This is a genomic window from Oceanobacillus sp. FSL W7-1293 (assembly GCF_037969815.1).
GTDB lineage: Bacteria > Bacillota > Bacilli > Bacillales > Amphibacillaceae > Oceanobacillus > Oceanobacillus oncorhynchi.
Genome location: NZ_CP150212.1, coordinates 729,667 through 754,016 on the forward strand (window position 1 = coordinate 729,667; position 24,350 = coordinate 754,016).

Below are 24,350 nucleotides of genomic sequence, written 5' to 3' on the forward strand. Positions count from 1 at the left end.
GACGTAATCAGATGAAATATATAGATATTCAAGGGAAAAAAGATGGGAAAGATATTACCATTAGTGTTTCTAATCTATTGATGGGTTCAGGAGATTTCCTGCGACCGGATAATATGGATTTTGCTGCCCCAGTACTGGATAAATTTCTTGAAATAGGTGGAAATTCATTTGATACTGCAAGGCAATATCGGCATAGTGAGAAAACGTTAGCAGGTTGGATGAAGTTGCGGGGGAATAGAGATAGTCTAGTTATTCATACGAAAGCGTGTCACCCGACACGTGAAAATCCAGATATGGCTAGAGTGACTCCAGAGGCAATTGAAGACGATCTTTATACCAGCTTGGAAACACTAGATACAGATCATGTCGAACTATTCGCTTTGCACCGGGATGACCCAACTAAGGAAGTTGGTCCTATTATGGAAAGTCTTCATAAGCAGGTTGAAAAGGGTCTGGTCTATGCCATTGGTGCATCAAATTGGGAAATAGCACGAATTATTGAAGCTAATAAATATGCGGTAGAGCATAAGCTAACACCTTTTACTTTTAATAGTCCAAACTTAAGTCTTGCTAAAGTGAATCGCCCTCGTTGGGAAAATTGTGTGTCTGCAAATGATGAGATGATACGTTGGCATCAAAACTCAAATACACCTTTATTAGCTTGGTCGTCTCAAGCGGGTGGATTTTTCTCTGGTCGATTTACACCGGATATTAAAGATGATGTAGAGATGGTCGAAGTTTATTATAGTGAAGCCAACTGGGAACGATATCGACGTGCGGAAGAGTTAGCAGACAAAAAAAAGGTAACACCTATTCAAATTTCCCTTGCTTATGTATTGTGTCAGACATTCCCGACAGCTGCGGTTATTGGACCAGAAAATAGTAACGAATTATTGTCCTCTTACGATGCAACGAAGATTTCATTAACGGATGATGAAGTTCGTTGGCTTAATTTAAGTTAAGACTAAATAATCCTTTATAGAAAAAATGAGGTGACTAAATTGAAAGATATTCGCAATAAGTTTGCTGTGGAATTATATTCATTCAGACGTGAGCTTGAAGAGGACTTCGGTGGAACTATACGAGAGCTGCGAAAAATGGGATGGCAAGCTGTTCAGATAGATGGGCTTCGTGGTAATAGTGCAGAACATATTGCTGCAGTACTTAAAGAGACAGGAATGAGAGTAGCTGGAATGCATGTCTCACTTGACAGAATGCTTAATGATACAGATAAAGTAATATATGAAGGATTATTGTTTGGTACAAAAGATATTTTTTGCAATTCGTTACCTGAAGAATTACAAAATGAAGAAGGATATAGATATGTAAAGAGTTCATTGCTTGATTTGGCTATGCGACTCAATAGTCTAGGATTTCGAGTGGGCTATCACAACCATGAATTTGAATTTTTATCAAAAGTTGACAATCGTACTGCCTATAATTATTTGATGATGCCTGAGGGAAACTGTTTTATTTATCCTGAAGTAGATACGTACTGGGTTCAATATGCTGAAATTGATCCGCTGTCTGTGATTAAACGATTTCCAGAAAAAATGCCTATCTTGCACTTGAAAGATATAAAATCAGATAAGAGATTAACTTACCCTGAATCTTTAGCTGAGATTGGAACAGGAATTATTGACTTTGTTCCAATATTACAATGGGGTGAGGCGAATGGTACGGAATGGTATGTAGTAGAACAAGATCGCAGTTTTTTAGATGGTGGGATGATGGAAAGCTATCAAATTAGTTTTAATAATTTACTTGAATTACAGGAACAACTGTAAATAATTGTTTTAGAAGATTTATATAAAAAAGTACAACATCTCAATTTTAAGAAATTGAAGGGTTCGACAAAATAGAAAGAAACGTTTCAAATGTATTAATAATAAAAAGCGTATGAACTAAGTGTATCGTTACTTAAGTTCATACGCTTTTTAAATGGAATGGATATTATTTAATCAATATTGTCTCCATAATACAAAAGATAGGCATCAAATTATAAATATTTATCCTCTTCCTTAATTTAGACTGAAAAATATAACAATAAATTCACAAGAAGATAATAGTAACTTATTGCAATCATTCACAGGTTGCATTATATTTCCAAAAATAATGCAAGCGCTTTAATGAAAGGCATACATCAATACAAAGCAAACATGTGATAGGACGCCTATTATCTACAAGGAGGATGAAAAAAATGAAACTCTGCTATAACCAAGCAACAACATTAGAGAATTCAAATCTTGCCAAGGATCTCGAATACTGTGAGAAGCATGGCTACGATTATATCGAAATACGCACGATGGATAAATTGCCGGAATATTTGCAGGAGCATTCGATGGGAGAATTACAAGATTATTTCCAAAACCATCATATTAAACCAATTGCTTTGAATGCGCTGGTATATTTTAATAACCGCGAGGACGAGGAACAAGTCATCGAAGAATTTAAAACGATGGTAGATAATGCAAGTAAGCTGGGAGCTGCTTATGTGGTCGTAGTGCCATTAGTAACTGATCAGGCACTTCTTAAGGAAGATATTAAAATGAGTGCAGTCAACATGTTGAACCAATTCGCGGATATAGCAGAAGTACAAGATGTGAAGGTGGCATTGGAATTTGTTGGGCATCCGGAATGTACAATTAATACCTTTGAACAGGCTTATGATATTATTGATACGGTAGACAGAAAAAGTGTCGGGTTAGTTTTTGACTGTTTTCACTTTCATGCAATGAATTCAGATTTTGAATTTCTGAAGAAGGCGGATGGAGAGAAAATCTTTATTTTACATATCGATGATACAGAGAATTACCCAGTCGGAGTGCTTCGAGACGAGCATCGTGTTTGGCCGGGTGAAGGTGTCATTGATCTGGAGAAGCTGCTGCAGACAGTAAAAGAGATTGGTTATAAAGAAGATATTGTCTCTGTTGAATTGTTCCGTCCGGAGTATTATCAAATGCCTGCGGATGAAGTGATTCGAACAGCGAAAGAAACGACACTGAAATCTATCGCAGCTAGCATTCATTCATAGATTAGATGAGGAGGAATACACATGGTACAAAAAGTGCAGATCGCAAAAACAGATTTAGTTGTTAACCCAATAGGATTAGGAACCAATGCAGTTGGAGGTCATAACCTATATCCGAATCTCAAGGATGAACAAGGAATGGACATGGTTCGGGATGCCATTAATCATGGTGTAGATTTTTTAGATACTGCTTTTATCTATGGACCGGGGTATTCGGAAGAGTTAGTAGGAAAAGTCGTGAAAGACATGGGCAAACGTCAAGAAGTAGTCATCGCCACAAAGGCTGCTCATAAGTTTGTAGATGGACAGGTGCAGTTTGATAATTCTCCGGCATTTTTAAAGCAAGCTGTAGATGATGCATTAAAGCGTATGCAAACAGATTATATTGATTTATTTTATATCCACAATCCGGATGAAAATACGCCTAAGGATGAGGCGGTTGGTGCATTGAAAGAATTGAAGGATGCAGGAAAAATTCGTTCTATCGGTGTTTCCAATTTTTCATTGGATCAGTTAAAAGAGGCAAACAAAGACGGATATGTGGATGTCGTCCAAGATTTATATAATTTGATTCAAAGAGATGCGGAGCAAACATTTTTTGATTATACGAAAGAAAATGACATCTCCTTTATTCCATTCTTTCCGCTTGCTTCTGGGTTGCTCGCTGGAAAATACGATAAAAATACGACGTTTCCAGAAGGGGATTTACGCAATGGTTTTGACCATTTTCAGGGAGAGTCCTTCCGGAAGAATCTTGCTAGGGTGGAGAAGCTGCGAGAGATTGCTGCAGCTAAACAGGTGGAAATCCCTCATCTAGTATTAGCCTGGTATTTGGCTAATGATGCCATCGATGTTGTTATTCCTGGAGCAAAGAACGGCTCGCAAGTGCAAAATAATCTGCAAACATTAGATGTTGCTATTTCAGATGAAGAGTATAAAGCGATCAGTGATATTTTCGCTTTGTAAGCTGCCGCATGAAATGAATGGCTGTTACTTATTATTTAGGTGACAGCCTCTGTTTGTTCTTACACGATGGGATAAAAAGCTTGTTATTAATATGAATTGGATGATATCTAAATATGCTTGACAACGCTTGATTCCGGCTGCTGTTAAAAAGCTTCTTATCTTTTTATAAGATGCTCCAGAGCTTTATAACTGCATGGGAAAGGTTGTATAAAAGGATGAAAAATCTATTTGAAGGAAAAAAAGATTTAAATAAATATGTTACTTCCATTTCGATCTATGGAGCAGAATTTCGAGTTTATTACTGGGGCGGGTGGCAGCGTCATTTTGGCACAAAAGCGCATGTACACAGCTTTTTTGAGGTATCTTATGTACTTGGCGGGACTGGAGAATACCAGGAAAGAGAGGTAAGTTACCCGCTGTCTCCGCATTCCCTTATTTTGACGCGGCCTAATCAGGAACACCAACTCTTTAGCGAGCAAGGGATGAAGATTTTATATTTTGCATTTGAATTAAAAGAAAGTGAATCAACTAAGGAATGGAGAAATTATATACAAGATTTGCAGCAACAAGCGCAGCCTGTCATCCATTCGCAAGAAGAAACGATACATGCTTATTTGTGGAACGCGCTCTATCAGTCTGCGATAGATGTAGAACATCGATGGAAAGAAGATATGCTTAAAAAGCTTGCTTCTAATTTACTGCCTGCTATATTCGACTCCTTTTACCCGTTACCTAAACAGGAATCCAGTTTAAAAGATAATGATGATGATTTTGATGAAAGAAAGGTTTTAGTTTATCGAGTGAATCTTTATATAAAGGATAATCTGCAAAAAAATCTCAAAATATCAGAGGTTGCCGATGACTTCTATGTTTCGAAGCGCCATTTGTCCCGGTTGATCAGAGAGGAGACGGGCAAGACATTTACAGAGATTTTACAGGAGGAGCGTCTGAGCTTAGCTACGGAATATTTACGAGGAACCAAGATGTCGATTAAAGATATCGCGACGGCATGTGGATTTTCCAGTCTGCATTATTTTACAAAAGTATTTACGCAGATTATACGAACTCCTCCGGCGAAATATAGAAAAATATATCAGGGGACGGTGGAATCTGAATTTAAGGAAGGCTGAATAAGGTAAATACAAAATCTTCCCTAAAACAATATATACATGTATTAAAAAACTCTTTCCTAATATAAAAACTGGAAAAGAGTTTTTTAATGAAATGAAGTGAATGCTTCAAATATATTTTGATTTTGAAAAAGTACTGGCCTATATTCCTTTGGATAGGAAAGAAATAATTAATGATTTTCTTTTACCGGCGAAATATATCCTCCGAATGCCAGATATTTCTTTACTAACCTTGAACTGCCCTCCTAGCCATGTCCTGAAAATGCAAAAAAATGGCTGAATTATGCAAATACAATTTAAATATCTTTCTCTATAATATACCAATATACATGATTACTTCATGGGTATATTTTGGTTATTTATTAATTATTTTTGAAATGGTAACCGGTTTCAAAAAATGTAATATACGCTGTACAAAAGGAATGCATTACTTATCATTGGAAAGCTATGATTATTTCTGTTTCTATAAGTCTTTAGAAACAGAAGGGTATCCATTTGTTTGTAAGTAGAGCGAGCTTCATTCTTCTATGAAAAGAAAACGCATTCAACAGATTGAATAAGTGATGCTTCTAAAAAGTAATCCGTATGTTAATCCAATAAAGGAAGGGCAGGTAACTTTTATGGTTTTAAGAATAGGTGTTATCGGAACAGGAGCAATTGGACAGGATCATATTCATAGAATTACACACTCTCTGACAGGAGGAGAGATTGTCGCTGTAACCGATGTAAATAGTGAACAGGCACATGCAGTTGTGGAACGCGAAAGTCTGCAGGCGAAAGTGTACGATAATGGTCATGATTTGATTCAAGCGGATGAAGTAGATGCCGTCATCGTCACATCTTGGGGGCCAACTCATGAAGAGTTTGTGTTAGCCTCTATTGCAGCTGGAAAGCCTGTATTTTGTGAGAAACCGCTCGCGACAACAGCGGAGGGCTGTAAGAAAATAGTGGAAGCTGAAATGGAATATGGAAAACAACTGGTACAGGTAGGTTTTATGAGACGATATGATAAAGGATATCGTACATTGAAACAGGCTGTCGATAATAACAAGGTTGGTGAGCCGTTGATGCTGCATTGTGCACACAGAGCACCTTCTGTTACAAATTTTAGCGGCGATATGGCAATTACGGATTCGTTTGTGCATGAAATTGATGTGCTGAGATGGCTGATTCAGGATGATTATGTTTCTACACAGGTTATCCAGCCAAGAAGAACAAACCTTGCTGAAGAAGGGCTGCAAGACCCGATTATTATATTATTAGAAACGAAAAAAGGGATTCGTATCGATACGGAGATTTTTGTTAACTGTCAATATGGATATGATATCCAATGTCAGGTTGTCGGGGAGACGGGCATAGCTAATTTACCGGAACCGCCTAGCCTTCAAATGCGCAGTCAAGCCAAGCTTTCCACTGACATTCTAGTAAATTGGAAAGAACGTTTTATCGAAGCGTATGATGTTGAATTACAAGAGTGGATTAATTCTACGGTCAACGGTGAGGTACATGGCCCGTCAGCATGGGATGGTTATGTCGTAGCAGTGACAACAGATGCGAGTATAGAAGCGAAACAAACAGGGAAAATCGTTCCAATAGAAATGCCCGAACAGCCAGCTTTTTATCAAGGTTCTAAAGCAGAACATACTGTTTAAGGGTGATGAAACAAAAATAGTATCAGACAAATTTTTTAAAGGAGATGAATAGGATGCGTTTAGCTTATGATCCATCACATTATCGTGATAATACAAATTTAAGAGATACGATTGAGAATGTTGCCCGGTTAGGTTATGAGTATGTGGAGCTTTCCCCGCGGGAGGATTTTATCTGGTTCAATCAATATCCGAAAGTCGATAAGCAGTTAATCAAAGATTTAAAGAGATATTGCTCCGATGCCGGCGTGAAAATTTCATCGGTACTTCCTGTTCAACAATGGTCTTCTCCTGTAGAAGAAGTAAGAGAAGCAGCAGTTAGAAATTGGAAGCGTTGTATCGAAATCACCTCTGAATTAGGTGTCGATTTGATGAATACAGAATTTGCCGGAGATAAAACACGTCCGACAGACAGTGAAGCAGCATTCGTGAAATCAATGGATGAATTGATGCCTCTTTTTGAAAAAGAAGGAATCCGGTTAAATATCCAATCGCATCCGCATGATTTTATTGAACTGAATACGGAAGCAGTCCGTATGATTCGTGCGTTAGATAAAGATTGGATCAAGCTGGTTTATTCTGTACCGCATGCTTTCTTCTATGATGATGGGATTGGAGATGTAGAACAGCATCTAGAGGAGGCAGGCGACTTGCTTGACCATGTACTCATTGCAGACACGCTGAATCATAAAGCCGCGTTTGGACTGCGTTATATTATCAATCCTCCCGGTGCGAATGTAACGATTCATCAGCACTTAAATCCTGGCGAGGGTGAAATCAATTTTGATGCGCTATATAAGAAATTAAGAGAAATGAAGTTTGATGGGATTGTGACAAATGCAGTATTTGCATATCCGGATCGTCCAGAGTGGTCTAATGAATTAACCTTGAAATCTATTAAAGAGGGTTTACATTTGGATTAATAAATAGCATGTAAAAATAGAAGGTTAGAGATATAGATGTTTACTCCGTAATATCAGGTATACATAACAGTTTGTATGCTTGATATTACCCTTATAAAATGAGACGAGTAATCGCAGCGCTATAGTCTAATCCGTGAGCTATGTACCGGTTAATGGAAAAAGATGTTGTTATGGACCTGAATTGTGAGAGAATCGTGCAAACTCCCAATGAATGAAGTTTCCTTTTATATCAAGAAATGTATTTGAAATGAACCTGGAGGGGGAGTATTATTTGAATTTACACAGATTTGTTTCGGGGAGAAAGGTGTTAAATCAAAGCGCTCATCATTTGGTGCAAGACGGAGCAACGTTTCATGTTCATTATTGGGGTGTTGTACCAAAGCATTATGATAATTCTCTGCATAAACATTCCTTTTTTGAGATATGTTATGTAATTGATGGAAAAGGAACTTATATGGAAAAAGATTGTGTATATACACTGCAAAAGGATATTCTATTTATTTCAAAACCAGAAATCTTACATCAAATACGAAGCGAAAAGGGATTGGCACTCGTATATGTTGCATTTGAATTAATCGAATCAGAATCTAGTAATGAATGGATAAATATGATGGAGAAGGTGAAGCAATGCCAGCAGTCTGTTATTGAGGTGAAAGAAGATACAACAGCTAATTTACTCTGGAAAGCTTTACTTATCGAATCGATTAAAACCAAAAATAATTTTTTTGAATATATATTACCTAATTTAGCAGCCTCCCTTATACACTCTTTGTTGGAAATGTTTATTCCCAATCCGCAAGCCAATAGTCAAGCAAATATATCTGAAAATACTTCATCTTTGTTAGCTCAGGCTAAATTATTTATTAAAGATAATTTAGCGAATGACTTAAAGCTTTCACATGTTGCGAATCATCTACACATATCTGGCCGGCATTTATCACGGTTATTTGTATCAGAGCTAGGAATTAATTTTTCGAAATTTGTTCAAAAAGAGCGAATTAACCAAGCAGCAACACTGCTGAAAACAACGGATTTAACTATTAAAGATATTGCCAGAGAAACAGGTTACCTCGATGTACATTATTTTACAAGGGTTTTTACTGATGCAATGCGACAGCCTCCCGGACGTTTTCGGGCGCTTTATATGGACTCTGAAAAAATTATATATACAGATGATTAATAGATTACCTCTTGATCTTGTATTTCGTATAGAAAGAAGTAAGAGGGGTTTCCTGTCTTTAAAATCCAAAAATAATAAAAAGTCGTCTGGATAAGACAAAGACATTCATCAATCATTGTCTTATAATTACAACTATCAATTATCTTCTGGTTACATATTGATTACTTTATGGTATTCAATTGATTCGAATCAGTAAATAATGCATATCAGCAGGTAAGTTAGCAACCACCCATTTAAAAAAAGAGTGGAAAGAAAATTTTTAATTAGAATCAGATTCAAAATGATAGCGCTTTAATTGGGTTAAAAAATAAAAAGGAGATGAATATCATGCGTTTAGCATACGATCCGTCACATTACCGTGATAATACCAGCCTGAGAGATACAATTGAGAATGTTGCCCGATTAGGTTATGAATATGTGGAGCTTTCTCCACGACAAGATTTTATTTGGTTTAACCAATATCCGAAAGTGGATAAGCAGATGATTAAAGATTTAAAGAGATATTGCTCTGATGCTGGAGTGAAAATTTCATCGGTACTTCCTGTACAGCAATGGTCTTCTCCAATCGAAGAAGTAAGGGAAGCAGCGGTTAGAAATTGGAAGCGCTGTATCGAAATAACCTCTGAGCTGGATGTTGATTTGATGAATACAGAATTTGCCGGAGATAAAACCCGCCCGACAGAAAGTGAAGCTGCATTTGTGAAATCAATGGAAGAGCTGACGCCTCTTTTTGAAAAAGAAGGAATCAGGTTAAATATTCAATCGCATCCGCATGATTTCATTGAACTGAATACGGAAGCAGTCCGTATGATTCGTGCATTAGATAAAGATTGGATTAAGCTGGTCTATTCTGTCCCGCATGCTTTCTTCTATGATGATGGCATTGGAGACGTGGAGCAACATTTGGAGGAAGCTGGCGACTTGCTTGACCATGTACTCATTGCAGATACGCTAAATCATAAAGCGGCGTTTGGACTTCGTTATATTATCAATCCTCCCGGTGCCAATGTAACGATTCACCAGCATTTAAATCCTGGTGAAGGAGAAATCAATTTTGATGCGCTATATAAGAAATTAAGAGAAATGAAGTTTGATGGTATCGTTACAAATGCTGTGTTTGCATATCCGGATCGGCCGGAGTGGTCCAATGAATTAACGTTAAAATCTATTAAAGAAGGCCTAAACCTTTAACTATTTAAAAACTGCCAGGAAGAAAATTAGATGCACCGTTACAAGAGTAATTTCAGAATCTGTCGGAAGCGCAAATATTCACTGCTAAAAACAGCTAGAAACGAGTGAACTTGGTTAGTTTCGAAGTAATTGTTAAGGATGAAAGACGGTTTATTAAAACAGCTAGAATTAGTCTGACACGATACAAAAGGAGGTAGAATCGGATAGTTATGTTAAATAATAATCGTTCATATATTGTATTTGTTGCAATGGTAGCTTCTTTAGGGGGACTTCTTTTCGGTTATGATACGGCAGTTATTGCTGGTGCAGAGCAATCTATACAATTGTATCTGATCGATAGTCTGGGGTTGGGATCGTTAGTTCATGGATTTACAGTATCCAGTGCATTGATAGGGTGTATTTTAGGTGCATTACTCTCTGGATTGTTATCTAATAAAATAGGACGGCGTAATACACTGGTTATTGCAGCTATTTTATTCTTTCTATCAGCATTGGGTTCAGCTTATCCGGAATTAATCTTTTTCACAATGGGTGAGCCAAGTCATGCATTATTGGCTACTTTTAATTTTTATAGAATAATTGGCGGCGTCGGGGTTGGCTTAGCTTCAGCGATAGCACCAGTTTACATTAGTGAAATGAGCCCTGCGAATATTCGAGGGAAGATGGTAATTATCTATAATATGGCTGTTGTGTTTGGCCAAACCGTTGTATATATTGTCAACTGGGGAATTGCTAATGGTCAAACCGCGGCATGGATAAATGATACAGGCTGGAGGCTTATGTTTGCTTCCGAACTAATTCCAGCAGCACTTTTCTTTATTCTGCTATTATTTATTCCAGAAACACCTAGGTATCTGGCTTTAAACCATGACTATGATAAAGCTTATAATATCTTGGAAAAATTAAATGGTTCCAAACAAATAGCAAGTGAAACACTTCAAGATATAAAAATATCATTAGAAACAAAGACGGAAAAGGTTGGGCTATTATATTACGGTAAACGCGTTTTAATTGTTGGTATGACGATTGCGATGTTATGTCAGTTTATAGGTATAAATATCATCCTATATTATGCACCACGTATTTTTGAAAGTCTGGGTGCAGGTCAATCAACTGCGATGCTGCAAACGATTCTTGTTGGAGCTATAGGTATTGTCGTTTCATTTATTGCTATCTGGCTTATTGAAAGACAAGGCAGGAAATTCTTATTAATGTTCGGTTCTGCGGGCTGTGCCATTTGCTTAAGTGCAGTAGCTATCCTTTTCTTTGCAGGAATCGAAGGAGTCAGTACATTAATATTTATTCTAGGGTTTGTTGCTATATTCCAAATGACTTGGGGACCTGTTGCCTGGGTAATGGTTTCAGAGATTTTTCCTAATAAAATCAGAGGGCAGGCTGTTGCGATTGCAGTAATGTTATTATGGACTGCTAACTGGATAGCTTCTACTACATTCCCGCCGTTAAATGATATGTTTGGTCCTGGAGCATTTCTGATTTATGGACTGATAAGTACGTTTGCTTTCTTCTTCATGTGGAAGTTTGTTCCTGAGACGAAGAATAAATCGTTAGAAGAAATTGAAGAGATATGGACTGGTAAGAAAAGTGATGACTTAAAAAATCAAATAAATTAAATATTAAAAATTTATAAAAAGTATAGGAGAGTGTAAAAATGATCAATGGAGAAAATAAAATTACGAGACCATTACGCTGGGGAATGGTTGGCGGCGGAAGAACAGGGCAAGTAGGGTACAAACATCGTACAGGCGCATTAAGAGATAAGACATATGATTTAGTTGCTGGGGCTTTTGATATTGACGCAGAACGAGGAAGAGATTTTGGAGTGAATCTGGGAGTGGATAGTGACCGCTGTTATCCGGACTACCAGACAATGTTTGCTGAAGAGTCTAAACTGGATGAAGGGATAGAAGTTGTTTCTATCGCAACACCGAATGGTACACATTATGAAATTACCATGGCAGCTTTGAATGCCGGTCTTCATGTAATCTGTGAAAAGCCGTTAGTTTTTACTACAAAAGAAGCAGTGGAAATCAAACAATTGGCGGAAGAAAAAGATTTAATTGTTGGAGTCACCTATGGTTTTTCAGGAAATGTCATGCTCCTGCAAATGCGTGCCATGATTGAACAGGGGAAAATCGGTGATATTCATTTAGTAGATTTACAGTATACACATGGTTATGCTGCAACCGGTGATGGAGATAAGAAGAATGCAGCGCAAAAATGGCGCGTGGATCCCAAAATTGCCGGACCAAGCTTTGTTCTCGGGGATCTTTCCACGCATACGTACTACATGTCACAGTTGATTATGCCGGAAATGAAAATCAAAAAGCTATTATGTGACCGCCAAAGCTTTGTAGGAAGCCGCTACCCATTAGAAGATAACGCTTACGTATTAATGCATTATGAGAATGGTGCAGTTGGAAGAATGTGGACATCTGCTGTGGATGCAGGATGTATGGATGGCCAGCGTATCCGCATTGTTGGTTCGAAAGCGAGTTTAGAGTGGTGGGATAGTAAACCCAATGAATTGCGTTATGAGGTGCAAGGGGAACCGATCCAAACCTTGGTGCGGGGAACAGAATATCTAGATGAGTTAACGAGCGAATATGAACGTTTAGGCACCCTGCATCAAGAAGGATTATCCGATGCCTGGGCAAATATTTATCTAAGAATTGCCGTAGCTATTGACGCGAAAAACCGTGGCGATGAAGCAACATTAGATAAACTTATTTACCCTGATATTGATGCTGGTATTGCAGGTGTTCAGTGGATTGAAAATTGTGTGCGTTCCGCTGATAATGGCTCTGTTTGGGTTGAATATGAAACAGAAGAAAGTGTACATGCATAATTAATAATAGTCATGAAAAATGAAGAAGCGCATACGAGTAATAGATTTTCATTTGAGTTAGAAAGATGAAGTATCGCATTTACCTTATGCGACAAGCTGTTTAGGCTATTTTAACTTAAAAAAATATTAGATAATGCATAGTGATACAGGAATGGATGCTGATGAAACGGGAAGCAGGTGGCTGATTACCTGCTTCCCGTTTCCATTTGAAAGGGGATAATAGATAATGATGAAATTAGCGTTATGTACGGATGTGTTGGGCGATTTATCTTTTACGGATATGTTGGACAAGGTGAAGGAGTATGGAATAGAAGCAGTAGAAATGACTGCAGGCGGCTGGTCTCCTTGTCCGCATGTTCCTACAAATGAATTATTGGAAGATGAAAAGAAATTAGAGGAATTTAAACGGGAATTAAAGCAACGCAATATTGAAATTGCAGCATTGAATTGCTCTGGTAATCCTCTTTGCCCTGGAGAATTAGGAGAAAAGCATACGAAAACAGCATATCAGACGGTTGAGTTAGCTGAAAAGCTTGGTGTGAAAAAAATTGTAATGATGAGCGGGTTGCCTGGTGGCGGTCCGGAAGATAAATTCCCCAATTGGATTACTTCTACTGTTTCGTGGCCTGAATACATGCCTTCTGTATTAGAATATCAATGGAATGAAGTTGCTATTCCCTGGTGGAAGGAATTTGCCTACTATGCTCAAAAGCATGGAATAGAGAAGATTGCATTAGAAGCATTCCCCAGCCAATTAGTTTATAGTGCTTCCACTTTGTTAAAATTAAGGGAAGCGGTTGGAGATATCATTGGGATTAACTTGGATCCTTCCCACTTATTTATCATGGGTGCTGATCCAATTGCAGCTATTCGTCCGCTAGAAGGAGCTATTTATCATGTTCATGGAAAGGATGCCCGGATTGAGAGCAGATTAGCTGATGTAAATGGTCTATTAGAATCGCTTCCGGTAACAGCAACAAAGGACAGAACCTGGAATTATGTAGCCGTGGGCTGTGGTCATGATCAGCAATGGTGGAAGGAATTTTTCTCTAATCTAAGTATGGCAGGCTATGAAGGGTATGTTTCACTGGAAATGGAAGATTTAACGATGAGTGTGGATGCGGGTCTGCGTACGTCAATTGATTCTTTGGAAGCAACATTAATAAAATAAAAATTATGTATGTTTACTAAAGCCGGATAAAAATGCCATTCAAGAACTGCAACATAGTATAGGTATCTTATTACAATCAAAAGAGCTGATTCTTAGAAATCGAGTTGAAAAACTGGATGGATAAGACAGCTTTTTTACACGTTAGGAAAACGTTCCTCTGATGAAGCAGGATGGAAGTTGGGAAAAAAGCCCTTTGATATGATATAAGTTATCCACGCTGATTAGTAAAAAGGTGAGCCTTTAGAATAACTAAAGGGAATATTTATGAGTTATAAAGAAAAGGTATATTTTTAATAAATCTTCCAATTTATTAGCAATCTGCAAACTATTGAAATATATATGGAAAGTAGGTTATCCATGACAAAAGCAATGAACACAAACAAAAATTTATTTATGCTGGTATCGTTTTTATTATGGTTTCCGCAATTTATGTATGTTCCAACCCTATCTCCGTATATGGAGCATACAGGAATTCCATATTCCTTTATCGGAATTATCCTGGGAAGCTACGGATTAACCCAATTATTGTTTAGGCTGCCAATTGGGATAACCTCGGACATCATAAAATCCAGAAAGCCATTTATCCTCTTCGGCATGTTTATTAGCATGCTCAGCTGTTTTATTTTTCTAACGATGGACGGAGCTGGATGGTTATTGTTTGCACGTGCGCTGGCCGGACTTGCAGCTGCATCCTGGGTTGCTTTTACCGTCTTATATCCTATTTATTTTTCAGAGGATAAGGTTCATGTAGCAATGGGAAGTATTTCTTTTATTGTCGTGCTGGCTCAATTTCTTGGAATGAGCTTTAGCGGCTATATTGTTGAGGAATGGGGATGGAAGGCGCCATTTTGGATTGGCAGTGTGTTCAGTGTGATTGGGTGGGGGTTGGCTTTCTTTATTTATGAACCAAAAAATAAGAAAGTCTCTGAGCCCATTAAGCTAAAGGGATTAATACATATTATCCGCGAACCGTCGCTATTAAAAGTGTCTCTGTTATCCATATTGGCTCATAGTATTATTTTCTCGACCATGTTTGGGTTTACATCCACTTTTGCGTTACAGACAGGTTTTGAAGCGAGTGAGATTACATGGATTGTAGCTGCTTTTATGGTGCCGCATGCGATTGCAACGCTTTTTATGGGGAACGTGATTATTCCACGCTTAGGAGAGGGGAAGTCCTTGGTGGCTGCCTTTTTGCTGGTAACGATAGCTACTATGCTTATTCCGTTCGCACAGCTGAAGAGTATCTTTTTGGTCATTCAGGGATTGCAGGGCTTTTCCTTAGGAATGATTTTTCCGCTACTGCTGGGGATGTCTATCCAATCGATTAAACCCGCTAAAAGAGCCACAGCCATGGGGGCATATCAATCTATCTATGCAATAGGTATATTTGTTGGTCCGTTTTTAGCAGGAATGGTTAATTCGCAGTTTGGTATTGCATCTGGATTCTATTTTGCAGGCGGATTAGGGCTGGTAGCGACGGTGCTTGTCGCCATTTGGTATAGAGAAAAGATATTTACTCGTCTTTCATTTGGAAATAAAGATTCAAAGAAGCGTCATGCGATTTAAAATCACTAGTGTTATACGATTGGAGGCAGAAGGAATCATGACAATAAACATTTCGGGTGCACCATGCTGTTGGGGAGTTGATGATCCTAAAAACCCTTATCTTCCAGATTGGAAAAACGTTTTAAGAAAAACGTATTTAGCAGGTTTTACAGGGATTGAGACAGGACCTTACGGATATCTCCCGCTTGATACAAGTGTTTTAAAAGAAGAACTGGAAAAAAATGAACTTACGATTGTAGCAGGAACTATCTTTGATGATCTTGTCTCCGTGGCTAATCTGCCTAACTTGCTTCAGCAAGTCGATGATATTTGTTCTTTAATCACGCAGATGCCACAAGAACAAGCGCAAGATAATCAAAAGTTTAAGACACCTTATCTGGTTGTGATTGATTGGGGCCATGATGAAAGAGATTATGCAGCAGGTCACCCTGAGCAGGCGCAGAGGTTATCAGATGAGGCATGGGATAATATGATCTCTCATATTACCCAAATTGCTAATAAAGCTGCGCAAGAATATGGTGTTCGTGCAGTGGTGCATCCACATGCGGGAGGATACATTGAATTTTCGGATGAAATTTTAAAATTAACGGAAGATATCCCATATGAAGTGGCTGGCCTTTGTTTAGATACGGGCCATCTGCTTTATTCAAAAATGGATCCGATAGAATGGCTGGAAAAGCTATATCATCGTGTAGACTATATTCATTTTAAAGACATTGATATAGATGTCTACCGACAAGTCATGAATAAAAAATCCGTTTTTTTGATGCCTGTGCGGAAAATGTGATGTGTCCTATAGGTGAAGGTGTTATTGATTATAAAGAAATATACTGGTTACTGACCGCAAAATTAAAATATGAAGGGTTTATCACGATTGAGCAGGAGCGTGACCCACGAAATGCAGGCAGCAGTTTAGCCGATGTGAAAAAAGTGTCGCATTTTTAGAAGAACTTGGGTTTAATAAATAAGGTCAAGCTTTCCAATGTAATTATAATAAAGCGTATGAATAAGGCCCCCAGCCCAGATTCATACGCTTTTTACAGTAATTTATCATACCGTATCAGATTACTTTACACTTCTTCATTTTCGCATAGATTTTTAGATGATATTCATGTAAAATAAATACAATTACTGTAATTGTATTTTTGTGAAAAAACAGACAATTAAAAAGGGGGAGATGTGAAAGTGGAAAGCATACAGGCAATAGTGGATACGGTTAATGGTATCGTCTGGGGTCCGATTACCCTCGTACTGATCGTAGGAACAGGAATATTTTTAACGTTGCGTCTGGGATTTTTACAAGTAAGAGATTTACCTTATGCGCTGAAATTAACATTCTCTAAAAGTAAAAATAAAGACAAAAACGAAAAAGGAGATATTTCTCATTTCCAATCACTGATGATTGCTATGGCGGCGACACTGGGAATTGGTAATATGACTGGAGTTGCTTCAGCTGTGCTCCTTGGCGGTGTCGGTGCATTATTCTGGATGTGGCTGGCGGCATTTTTTGGAATGGCCACAAAATATGGTGAAGCTATCTTAGCTGTTAAATACCGTACTGTCAATCACAAAGGGGAAATATCAGGCGGTCCAATGTACTATATTGAAAAGGGATTGGGCTGGAAATGGTTAGCTGTTTTGTTTGCGCTGTTTGGCTTTTTAGCATCCTTTGGAATTGGGAACATGACACAATCGAATACCGTTGCCGGTTCTTTGCAAGCTACTTTTAATATCAGCCCTTGGGTTACTGGTATCGTCTTGATGGCGCTCACGGCATTAGTTTTGCTTGGCGGAGTGAGAGGAATTGGAAGAGTAACTGCCATCTTTGTCCCATTTCTGGCCTTGTTTTATATAGCAGGCGGACTAATTATTGTTATTTTAAATATTACGGAAGTTCCTGCGGCGTTCGGTGTTATATTTGAGGCAGCATTTAATCCGGAAGCTGTCGGCGGCGGAGCTATCGGTTTAGCGATTCGATATGGGATTGCCCGCGGGGTGTTCTCCAATGAAGCGGGTCTTGGTTCAGCGCCAATTGCCGCAGCTGCAGCGAAAACGGATTATCCAGGACGCCAAGCGTTGGTATCGATGACAGGAACATTTCTGGATACGATGATTGTTTGTACCATTACCGGACTTGTTGTCGTGATGAGCGGGCTTCATTTGCAATTTGGAGCAGATGCAGCACCTGTCATTACGGGAGAAGCTTTTGACTTTTTCTTGCCTGGATTAGGTAATTATATTGTTGTATTCGGCCTTATCTTTTTTGCTTATTCCACTATTCTGGGCTGGTCTTATTATGGGGAGAAATGCTTCGGTTATATTTTTGGAGATCGAAATACAATCTATTATAAAATCATTTTCTGTCTGGTTATCCTGTTTGGTGCTGTTCAATCCGTCCAGTTAGTATGGGATCTTGCGGATATATTCAATGGATTAATGGCAGTGCCCAACTTGATTGCGCTCTGTTTATTATCCAGTGTGATTGTATCTGAAACAAATAAATTTAGAGAAGTACGGAGAAAGGAAAAAGAGGAGGAGAGGAAGCAGAAGATGGCTGGTTAATGGCTGTTGCAAAAAAGAATGAAAGCTATCGTTATTTTAAACGTATAGTATAAAGAAAAGCAGACAGAAAGAAATGTTGTTTAAAAGCGTAAGATTTAAAGGAATAAAAAAGCGTATGAACTTTTGAAAAGGATGCTCCAGTTCATACGCTTTTTTAATTCTCATAGTTGGAATGAATCGTATCTATGAGAATGGTATTTTTTCAATTTAACGAAGCTCGCTCAATTCAACCGTCCGATTCTCTTTCCAGGAAAGCTTCGCAGCTTTTGCTAACAGCTCAGCCTGTAGCCCATCCTCGAATTTTGCTACGACGGGTTTATCTTCTAAAATAGATTGGGCAAAATCATGTATTTCCGCGATATATCCTTCATTATAACGCTCAAGGAAGAAATACATTGGCTTGTCCTCTGTTACGGCAGCATTTGTGCTTACTTTTACATTGGTCGGCTTCTGATTTTCTACCTGGACCATGCCGTTATTACCGAATACTTCGATACGCTGGTCATAGCCATATACTGCTTGGCGGCTGTTATCGATTACTCCCAGAGAATCATCTGCAAAGGTGAGGGTGATAATGGCTGTATCTACATCATCATTGCGTGAAAAACGATCATCTACCAGAGAAGACGCTTTTACAGTAATGTTTTTCACATCTTGTCCGGATAAGTAACGAATCATATCGAAATCATGAATTGCCATATCGATAAATAGGCCACCGGAGCGTTTTACATATTCTTCTGGCGGAGCTTCCGGATCACGGGAAGTGATTTTAATAACATGCGGTGTACCAATATCACCATTGCGGACAACATCATGTGCTTTTCTGAAATGTGTATCGAAACGGCGGTTAAAACCTACTTGGAATTTGACGCCTGTTTCTTTAATCACTTCCAAGGTTTCTTTTGTTTTTTCAATATCAAAGCTGATTGGCTTTTCACAGAAAATATGCTTGTTATTCTTTGCTGCTTTTGTAATAAAATCAATATGGGTATCCGTGCTTGAGCAGATAAAAACAGCATCGATTTCTGGGTCATTGAGAATATCATCTGCATTCTGTGTGATAACAGGAACAGCTTTTAAATAATCAATATCCTTCAAGTGATCGGTATATACATCAGAAATCGCTTTTAGCTGATACGTATCGGATAGCAGAATATTTTTAGCATGCAGCTGTCCGATACGTCCAGCGCCAATGATACCTGTAACTACTTTTGTCATTGTCATTCCTCCAAGTCTGTAACTGTCTATGTGAAGCGACAGTTGTTCTGATAATATGGACTTATGCTTTATTGGAAGAACCAAATAAATGCATTTTTTCTATTACTACCTTCTCAATTGCGTTCATCCCTGTTGTCATAATTTCCGGGATCTTATGGGAATCTGGATGCCGCTCCAGGTAGTTACGTACTGCTTTTGTCCATGCCTGATTGCATTCGGTGTTTACATTGATTTTGGCATGGCCGTATTCAATGGCTTTTACAATTTGGTGGGCAGGAATACCAGAACCGCCATGTAGAGCCAGAGGAACCTCATTCAGGCTGTCAGAGATCTCCTGCATTAGATCAAATGCCAGCTTTGGTTCGCCCTGATAAACGCCATGAACCGATCCAAGTGCGGCTGCAAGCAGATCTACTCCGGTTTCTTCTACAAGCCGATAACACTCATTTGGGTCCGCGTATTTGATGCCGGAAGTGATGCCATCCTCTGTACCGCCAACAGAACCGATTTCTGCTTCCACAGAGACATGCTGTTTATTTGCATAGTCGACAACCGCTTTGGTGTTGGCGATATTTTCTTCCAAAGGCAGCTTCGAGCCATCATACATGACAGAGCTGTAGCCTGCATCAACAGCTTCTTTACAGCGTTCTACTGATAAACCATGGTCGAGGTGCAGAACGACAGGTACGGTAATTTGCATTTCTTCCACCATTTTTTTGGTAGTGGCAGCAATCAATTTAAATCCGCCAAGGTAGTCAACAATACGATCTGTAGAAGCTAAAATAACGGGAGATTTTTCTTTTTCTGCTGCGCGTAATGCGGCTTCTGCCCATTGAAACGTATTGATGTTAAATTGGCCGACAGCATACTGGTTTTTCTTTGCTTCAGGCATCAGTTCTTTTAATGATACAAATGTCATTCTTTCACCTCCATTCTTTTTATAATTAAATATGATGTACATTTCATGAAGATGTTCACTCTAACATACTGCTTTTAAAGTGAACATCCTCATTTAGTTTGTGATTTTTTCGTTCAATACGTTTTCGTTAATATACTTGCGGGCCTTTAAAGCATATTCAAGCGGGTGCGCAATTTCCGGATCCTGCTCTGCTTCAATCACGATCCAGCCCTGATAGTTATTTTCCAGCAGCTTGTCATACACTTTTTTAAAGTCGATACCGCCATCACCAGGTACTGTAAACATCCCGGCAAGAAAGGCAGAGCGGAAGGATAGACTGTCTTCTTCGCTCGTTTTCATGATATTGTCCCGGATATCTTTAAAATGCACATGCTTGATTCGGTGCATATGCTTCTCTAATAATGGCATGTATGCTTTATCAGAGGCGTAAATGTGACCTGTATCATAAAGCAAGTGAACCAGGCCCGGATCGGTATTTTCCATTAAGCGGTCGACTTCTGCCAATGTCTGTACGCCTGTTCCGAGATGGTGATGATATACAAGCTTTAAGCCGTAACTGTCAGCGATTTCGCCAAGTACGTTCAAGCCTTCCGTAAGCTGATTCCATTCTTCATCTGAAAAGGTGGGCTTATCAGCAAAAACATTTTTAGATAAGCCTTGAATACTGTAGGTTTGTTCAGATACAACAGCAACCGCAGCATCCACTTCTTTTAAATAAGCGCAGTGCTCATGGAATGCTTCTGATGCTTTCTCCACGCCATCTTGAATAATAAAGCTGGAGAACCATTGTCCGGCAATTTTTAAATTACGAAGCTTTATTTCTTTTTTTAATGTTTTTGCATCAGGGAAGAAGCCGCCGACTTCGGTGCCTTCAAATCCGGCAACAACGATATCGCTCAATAGATGCGATAGGGTATTGTCTTTTCCGATTTCCGGCATATCGTCATTTCGCCAGCCGATTGGTGCTATTCCCCAATGGATATCCTGTTTTCCCATTATTCATCACATCCAGCTTCCATTAATATTGTCTTGCATTATCGAGAATTTGTTGTCTTTCTGCAGCAGCTTTTTGTACACTTTCCTTTTCGGAAACTTCTGCTACCCCAACATTCCACCAGCTGCCATCGTAGCCGTCTGTCATTGTTTTTGGCAGCACTTTTATTTCAATCAACGTGGATACGGTTTGTTTTTTAGCATCTTCCACAGCTGCTGTTAAATCTTCCAAGTTATTGACAGAATAGGTTTTTAAGCCATATCCTTCTCCGATTTTAGCGTAATCAATGTTCATGATTTCGTTGTTCACATTACGGAATTCTGTTCCTGTGCTTCCATTTCCGTGATCCATTTGTAAGTTATTGATGCATCCAAACCCGGAATTATCGAATAGCAGCAGGTTGATTTTTTTATCATATTGAAGAGCTGTTACAATTTCAGAGTGGAGCATTAAGAAGCTTCCGTCTCCGACAACTGCATATGATTCCTGTTCAGGCTTCGCTAATTTAGCTCCCAGAGCTCCTGCGATTTCGTACCCCATACAAGAATAGCCATACTCTAAATGGAACGTATTTGCCACATTGGCATTCCAGATACGCTGCATATCTCCTGGCAGCGATCCTGCGGAAGAAATCACGATGGCATCGCTGTCGACCACATCGTTGACTTTAATTAATGCTTCCGTTTGTGTTAATTCTGTTTTTAGCGCATCTGCATAATCATTTAAAATTTCTTGATTGAAATGATCTGCGATTTCAGGTTTGAAATCATTGCGATTGAATTCTGTTGCAGCTAAGCGATTGCGCTCATTCTCCCACTCTTGTTTCAGGGAAGCTGTTTCTTCTCCATAGCTTGATTGGTAATCGCCAATATTTTTATTGATTGATTGCAATGCTGCTTTGGCGTCAGCCACCACTTGGAAACCGTCAAATTTATATGCTTGTCCGCGGTTTACATTGATATTTAAAAACTTTGTATTGTCAAAGTCAAACAACGTTCTGGATGATGTCGTGAAGTCTGTATATCTTGTACCGATTCCAATAATCAAGTCGGCGTTCATCACTGCTTTATTCGCAGCGGAAGTACCTAAAATGCCATTTCCGCCAAGATTATTCGGATGGGTAAACTCCACGGTTGATTTCCCGGCATGTGTTTCTACGATTGGAATATTTGTTTTTTCAGAGAGTGCTACTAATTCCTCTCTTGCCTCAGAGTATTTAGCACCGCCGCCGACTAATAGAACCGGACGTTTACTTTGTGTAATGGCCGCAACTGCTCCGTCTAATTCACGCTGCGTCGGTAATTTACGGTCGACATAGTGAACGCGTTTATTGAAAAAGCTGACTGGATAATCATATGCCATCGCTTCTACATCCTGAGGAAGACAGATGGTTGCCGGTCCGGCTGTTGCTGGATTGGTTAATACTTCAAATGCTCGGATTAACGCGCTCATCAGCTGTTCCGGACGGTCAATACGGTCCCAATATCTTGAAACGGCTTTGAACGCTTCGTTCGTTGTTAAATCCGTACTGTGTTCATGCTCTAATTGCTGCAGTACAGGGTCGGGCTGTCTGGTGGCAAATGTATCTGCCGGTAAGAATAGCACCGGGATATTATTTGCAAAAGCAGTTCCAGCTGCTGTTACCATATTCGCTGAGCCTGGTCCTGCAGATGCGGACACAGCAAAAATCTTTTGTCGGAGATTTTGTCTGGCAAAAGCTGTTGCTGCATGAGCCATTCCTTGTTCATTCTTTCCTTGATAGCTTTTTAGACGTCCAGGATTATTTTCAAGTGCTTCTCCTAAGCCTAAAACATTACCATGACCATAAATGTGGAAAACACCTTCTACAAATGGTGTTTCTACGCCATCTACAGAGATATATTGCTGATTTAAGAACTTCACCAATGCTTGTGCAGTAGTTAAACGAATTTTTTCACTCATTTTATTCAACCTGCCTTTCTTTTCATGTTTAAAGTTTGAACATCCTCTTAAGAACGCTCGCGAATAAGCTGTTCAATTTCTTCTACCGTCGGCATCGCTTCGGAAGAGCTGTGCTTGCTGACAACGATGGATGCAGATGCACTGCCGAATTTCAATGCAGTTTCATAATCTTTTCCTGTAACAAGTGCATAAAGAAATGCAGATGCATAGGAATCGCCTGCACCAAATGTTTTTAACACTTTTGTTTTGTATGCCTGTCCGCGGTGAACGGTACCATCTGGCTCATAGGCATAGGAACCGTCGACACCATGCTTGATGACCACAAGCTCGGTATTATGCTGGAATAAGTGCTGGACTGTTTTTTCATTGTCGCCTTCAGCGTCCAGATTTTCCATCACATCGTATTCGTCACGCGTACCGATAACGACATCGGAAAGCTCTGCAACAAGAGAATAATATACTGCTGTTTCCTCAGCAGATTTCCATGTATATGGACGGTGATCTAATTCAAAGATAATTTTGACATCATTCTTTTTTGCATATTGAACTGCTTGCAATACCGCTTCACGAGAAGGGCTCTGTGCCAGGGCAGTACCGGAAACAAGAAGGATTTTCGCTTTTTTGATATAATCTTCGCTTACTTCGGTGGAATCTAAATAAAGATCCGCTACTTGATCACGATACATTAAAATGCTGCATTCTTCCGGGCTTAAAATTTCTGTGAACGTGAGTCCGGATTTATGTCCTTCTGTATCATAAACGATATTAGAGACATCAATTCCTTTTTCCTCCATATATTGTTTGATAAAGTTTCCGTGCTGATCTTTTGAAATTTTGCCGATGAATCCAGCTTTCAGTCCTAATTTTGAACTGCCAATAGCAATATTTGCCGGAGAACCGCCAACGTATTTTGTGAAAGTCATTGTTTCTTCCATCGGACGGTTGTATTCGTTTGCATTCAAGTCAATCGCAGCGCGGCCAATCGCAATAATATCGTATTCTCTATCTTGATTAAATGTAAGTGCCATGCGTTTCGCTCC

21 protein-coding genes are annotated in these 24,350 nt (G+C 39.0%); 16 read left to right on the forward strand and 5 right to left on the reverse strand.

The features are described from left to right. Positions 1–11: 11 nt before the first annotated feature. The 16 genes from MKY65_RS03640 (at position 12) to MKY65_RS03715 (ending at position 18,238) form a co-directional block, all read left to right on the forward strand. Positions 12–962, forward strand: coding sequence for an aldo/keto reductase (locus MKY65_RS03640; protein ID WP_339182480.1), 951 nt, complete (start codon positions 12–14; stop codon positions 960–962). Between the two features lie 39 nt (positions 963–1,001). Continuing rightward, positions 1,002–1,787 carry a sugar phosphate isomerase/epimerase gene (locus MKY65_RS03645; protein ID WP_339182482.1) on the forward strand — a complete coding sequence of 262 codons (786 nt, stop codon included), beginning with the start codon at positions 1,002–1,004 and terminating at the stop codon, positions 1,785–1,787. Between the two features lie 413 nt (positions 1,788–2,200). Beyond that, positions 2,201–3,034, forward strand: coding sequence for a sugar phosphate isomerase/epimerase (locus MKY65_RS03650; protein ID WP_339182484.1), 834 nt, complete (start codon positions 2,201–2,203; stop codon positions 3,032–3,034). 21 nt (positions 3,035–3,055) lie between these two features. Beyond that, on the forward strand, positions 3,056–3,997 hold the full coding sequence (locus MKY65_RS03655) for an aldo/keto reductase (RefSeq protein ID WP_339182486.1): 942 nt from the start codon (positions 3,056–3,058) through the stop codon (positions 3,995–3,997). 215 nt (positions 3,998–4,212) lie between these two features. Beyond that, a complete protein-coding gene (locus MKY65_RS03660; RefSeq protein ID WP_339182488.1) occupies positions 4,213–5,127 on the forward strand; it encodes an AraC family transcriptional regulator in 915 nt (304 codons plus the stop codon). A 620-nt stretch (positions 5,128–5,747) separates the two neighbouring features. Further along, positions 5,748–6,779, forward strand: coding sequence for a Gfo/Idh/MocA family oxidoreductase (locus MKY65_RS03665; protein WP_339182489.1), 1,032 nt, complete (start codon positions 5,748–5,750; stop codon positions 6,777–6,779). 53 nt (positions 6,780–6,832) lie between these two features. Beyond that, a complete protein-coding gene (locus MKY65_RS03670) occupies positions 6,833–7,699 on the forward strand; it encodes a sugar phosphate isomerase/epimerase (protein ID WP_339182491.1) in 867 nt (288 codons plus the stop codon). A gap of 247 nt (positions 7,700–7,946) precedes the next feature. Continuing rightward, positions 7,947–8,879 (forward strand): AraC family transcriptional regulator, encoded by a 933-nt coding sequence (locus MKY65_RS03675; protein ID WP_339182492.1) that lies wholly within the window; start codon positions 7,947–7,949, stop codon positions 8,877–8,879. Positions 8,880–9,206: 327 nt separating this feature from the next. Further along, a complete protein-coding gene (locus tag MKY65_RS03680; RefSeq protein ID WP_339182493.1) occupies positions 9,207–10,070 on the forward strand; it encodes a sugar phosphate isomerase/epimerase in 864 nt (287 codons plus the stop codon). A gap of 209 nt (positions 10,071–10,279) precedes the next feature. Continuing rightward, positions 10,280–11,701 (forward strand): sugar porter family MFS transporter, encoded by a 1,422-nt coding sequence (locus tag MKY65_RS03685; protein WP_339182495.1) that lies wholly within the window; start codon positions 10,280–10,282, stop codon positions 11,699–11,701. Positions 11,702–11,739: 38 nt separating this feature from the next. Then, positions 11,740–12,936, forward strand: a complete 1,197-nt coding sequence (locus MKY65_RS03690; RefSeq protein WP_339182497.1) for a Gfo/Idh/MocA family oxidoreductase — start codon at positions 11,740–11,742, stop codon at positions 12,934–12,936. Between the two features lie 229 nt (positions 12,937–13,165). Beyond that, positions 13,166–14,107, forward strand: coding sequence for a sugar phosphate isomerase/epimerase (locus MKY65_RS03695; RefSeq protein WP_339185101.1), 942 nt, complete (start codon positions 13,166–13,168; stop codon positions 14,105–14,107). A gap of 357 nt (positions 14,108–14,464) precedes the next feature. Further along, positions 14,465–15,676, forward strand: coding sequence for an MFS transporter (locus tag MKY65_RS03700; protein ID WP_339182499.1), 1,212 nt, complete (start codon positions 14,465–14,467; stop codon positions 15,674–15,676). 37 nt (positions 15,677–15,713) lie between these two features. Further along, on the forward strand, positions 15,714–16,463 hold the full coding sequence (locus MKY65_RS03705) for a TIM barrel protein (RefSeq protein WP_339182500.1): 750 nt from the start codon (positions 15,714–15,716) through the stop codon (positions 16,461–16,463). Further along, on the forward strand, positions 16,463–16,621 hold the full coding sequence (locus MKY65_RS03710; protein ID WP_339182501.1) for a hypothetical protein: 159 nt from the start codon (positions 16,463–16,465) through the stop codon (positions 16,619–16,621). Before MKY65_RS03705 ends, MKY65_RS03710 begins: the two co-directional genes overlap by 1 nt. A gap of 249 nt (positions 16,622–16,870) precedes the next feature. Further along, a complete protein-coding gene (locus MKY65_RS03715) occupies positions 16,871–18,238 on the forward strand; it encodes a sodium:alanine symporter family protein (protein ID WP_339185103.1) in 1,368 nt (455 codons plus the stop codon). Positions 18,239–18,445: 207 nt separating this feature from the next. Here the strand turns inward: MKY65_RS03715 and iolG are convergent, their stop codons facing one another. From iolG to iolC, 5 genes are all read right to left on the reverse strand, one after another. After that, positions 18,446–19,456, reverse strand: coding sequence for an inositol 2-dehydrogenase (gene iolG / locus MKY65_RS03720; protein WP_339182502.1), 1,011 nt, complete (start codon positions 19,454–19,456; stop codon positions 18,446–18,448). Between the two features lie 61 nt (positions 19,457–19,517). Continuing rightward, positions 19,518–20,375 (reverse strand): class II fructose-1,6-bisphosphate aldolase, encoded by an 858-nt coding sequence (gene fba, locus MKY65_RS03725; protein WP_339182504.1) that lies wholly within the window; start codon positions 20,373–20,375, stop codon positions 19,518–19,520. 93 nt (positions 20,376–20,468) lie between these two features. Continuing rightward, the gene (gene iolE, locus MKY65_RS03730; RefSeq protein ID WP_339182505.1) at positions 20,469–21,371 is read right to left on the reverse strand and encodes a myo-inosose-2 dehydratase; all 903 of its coding nucleotides are present in this window, start codon (positions 21,369–21,371) and stop codon (positions 20,469–20,471) included. Between the two features lie 22 nt (positions 21,372–21,393). Beyond that, on the reverse strand, positions 21,394–23,310 hold the full coding sequence (iolD, locus tag MKY65_RS03735; protein ID WP_339182506.1) for a 3D-(3,5/4)-trihydroxycyclohexane-1,2-dione acylhydrolase (decyclizing): 1,917 nt from the start codon (positions 23,308–23,310) through the stop codon (positions 21,394–21,396). 47 nt (positions 23,311–23,357) lie between these two features. Further along, positions 23,358–24,338: a 5-dehydro-2-deoxygluconokinase gene (iolC, locus tag MKY65_RS03740; RefSeq protein ID WP_339185104.1), complete on the reverse strand. Its 981-nt coding sequence runs from the start codon at positions 24,336–24,338 to the stop codon at positions 23,358–23,360. Positions 24,339–24,350: the final 12 nt, after the last annotated feature.

Excerpts from the sequence above, each read along its gene's own strand:
- MKY65_RS03640 (WP_339182480.1), top strand. The coding sequence starts at position 12 with ATGAAATATATAGATATTCAAGGGAAAAAAGATGGGAAAGATATTACC.
- MKY65_RS03650 (WP_339182484.1), top strand. The coding sequence starts at position 2,201 with ATGAAACTCTGCTATAACCAAGCAACAACATTAGAGAATTCAAATCTT.
- MKY65_RS03655 (WP_339182486.1), top strand. The coding sequence starts at position 3,056 with ATGGTACAAAAAGTGCAGATCGCAAAAACAGATTTAGTTGTTAACCCA.
- MKY65_RS03660 (WP_339182488.1), top strand. The coding sequence starts at position 4,213 with ATGAAAAATCTATTTGAAGGAAAAAAAGATTTAAATAAATATGTTACT.
- MKY65_RS03665 (WP_339182489.1), top strand. The coding sequence starts at position 5,748 with ATGGTTTTAAGAATAGGTGTTATCGGAACAGGAGCAATTGGACAGGAT.
- MKY65_RS03670 (WP_339182491.1), top strand. The coding sequence starts at position 6,833 with ATGCGTTTAGCTTATGATCCATCACATTATCGTGATAATACAAATTTA.
- MKY65_RS03675 (WP_339182492.1), top strand. The coding sequence starts at position 7,947 with ATGAACCTGGAGGGGGAGTATTATTTGAATTTACACAGATTTGTTTCG.
- MKY65_RS03680 (WP_339182493.1), top strand. The coding sequence starts at position 9,207 with ATGCGTTTAGCATACGATCCGTCACATTACCGTGATAATACCAGCCTG.
- MKY65_RS03685 (WP_339182495.1), top strand. The coding sequence starts at position 10,280 with ATGTTAAATAATAATCGTTCATATATTGTATTTGTTGCAATGGTAGCT.
- MKY65_RS03690 (WP_339182497.1), top strand. The coding sequence starts at position 11,740 with ATGATCAATGGAGAAAATAAAATTACGAGACCATTACGCTGGGGAATG.
- MKY65_RS03695 (WP_339185101.1), top strand. The coding sequence starts at position 13,166 with ATGAAATTAGCGTTATGTACGGATGTGTTGGGCGATTTATCTTTTACG.
- MKY65_RS03700 (WP_339182499.1), top strand. The coding sequence starts at position 14,465 with ATGACAAAAGCAATGAACACAAACAAAAATTTATTTATGCTGGTATCG.
- MKY65_RS03705 (WP_339182500.1), top strand. The coding sequence starts at position 15,714 with ATGACAATAAACATTTCGGGTGCACCATGCTGTTGGGGAGTTGATGAT.
- MKY65_RS03710 (WP_339182501.1), top strand. The coding sequence starts at position 16,463 with ATGTGTCCTATAGGTGAAGGTGTTATTGATTATAAAGAAATATACTGG.
- iolG (WP_339182502.1), bottom strand. The coding sequence starts at position 19,456 with ATGACAAAAGTAGTTACAGGTATCATTGGCGCTGGACGTATCGGACAG.
- fba (WP_339182504.1), bottom strand. The coding sequence starts at position 20,375 with ATGACATTTGTATCATTAAAAGAACTGATGCCTGAAGCAAAGAAAAAC.
- iolE (WP_339182505.1), bottom strand. The coding sequence starts at position 21,371 with ATGGGAAAACAGGATATCCATTGGGGAATAGCACCAATCGGCTGGCGA.
- iolD (WP_339182506.1), bottom strand. The coding sequence starts at position 23,310 with ATGAGTGAAAAAATTCGTTTAACTACTGCACAAGCATTGGTGAAGTTC.
- iolC (WP_339185104.1), bottom strand. The coding sequence starts at position 24,338 with ATGGCACTTACATTTAATCAAGATAGAGAATACGATATTATTGCGATT.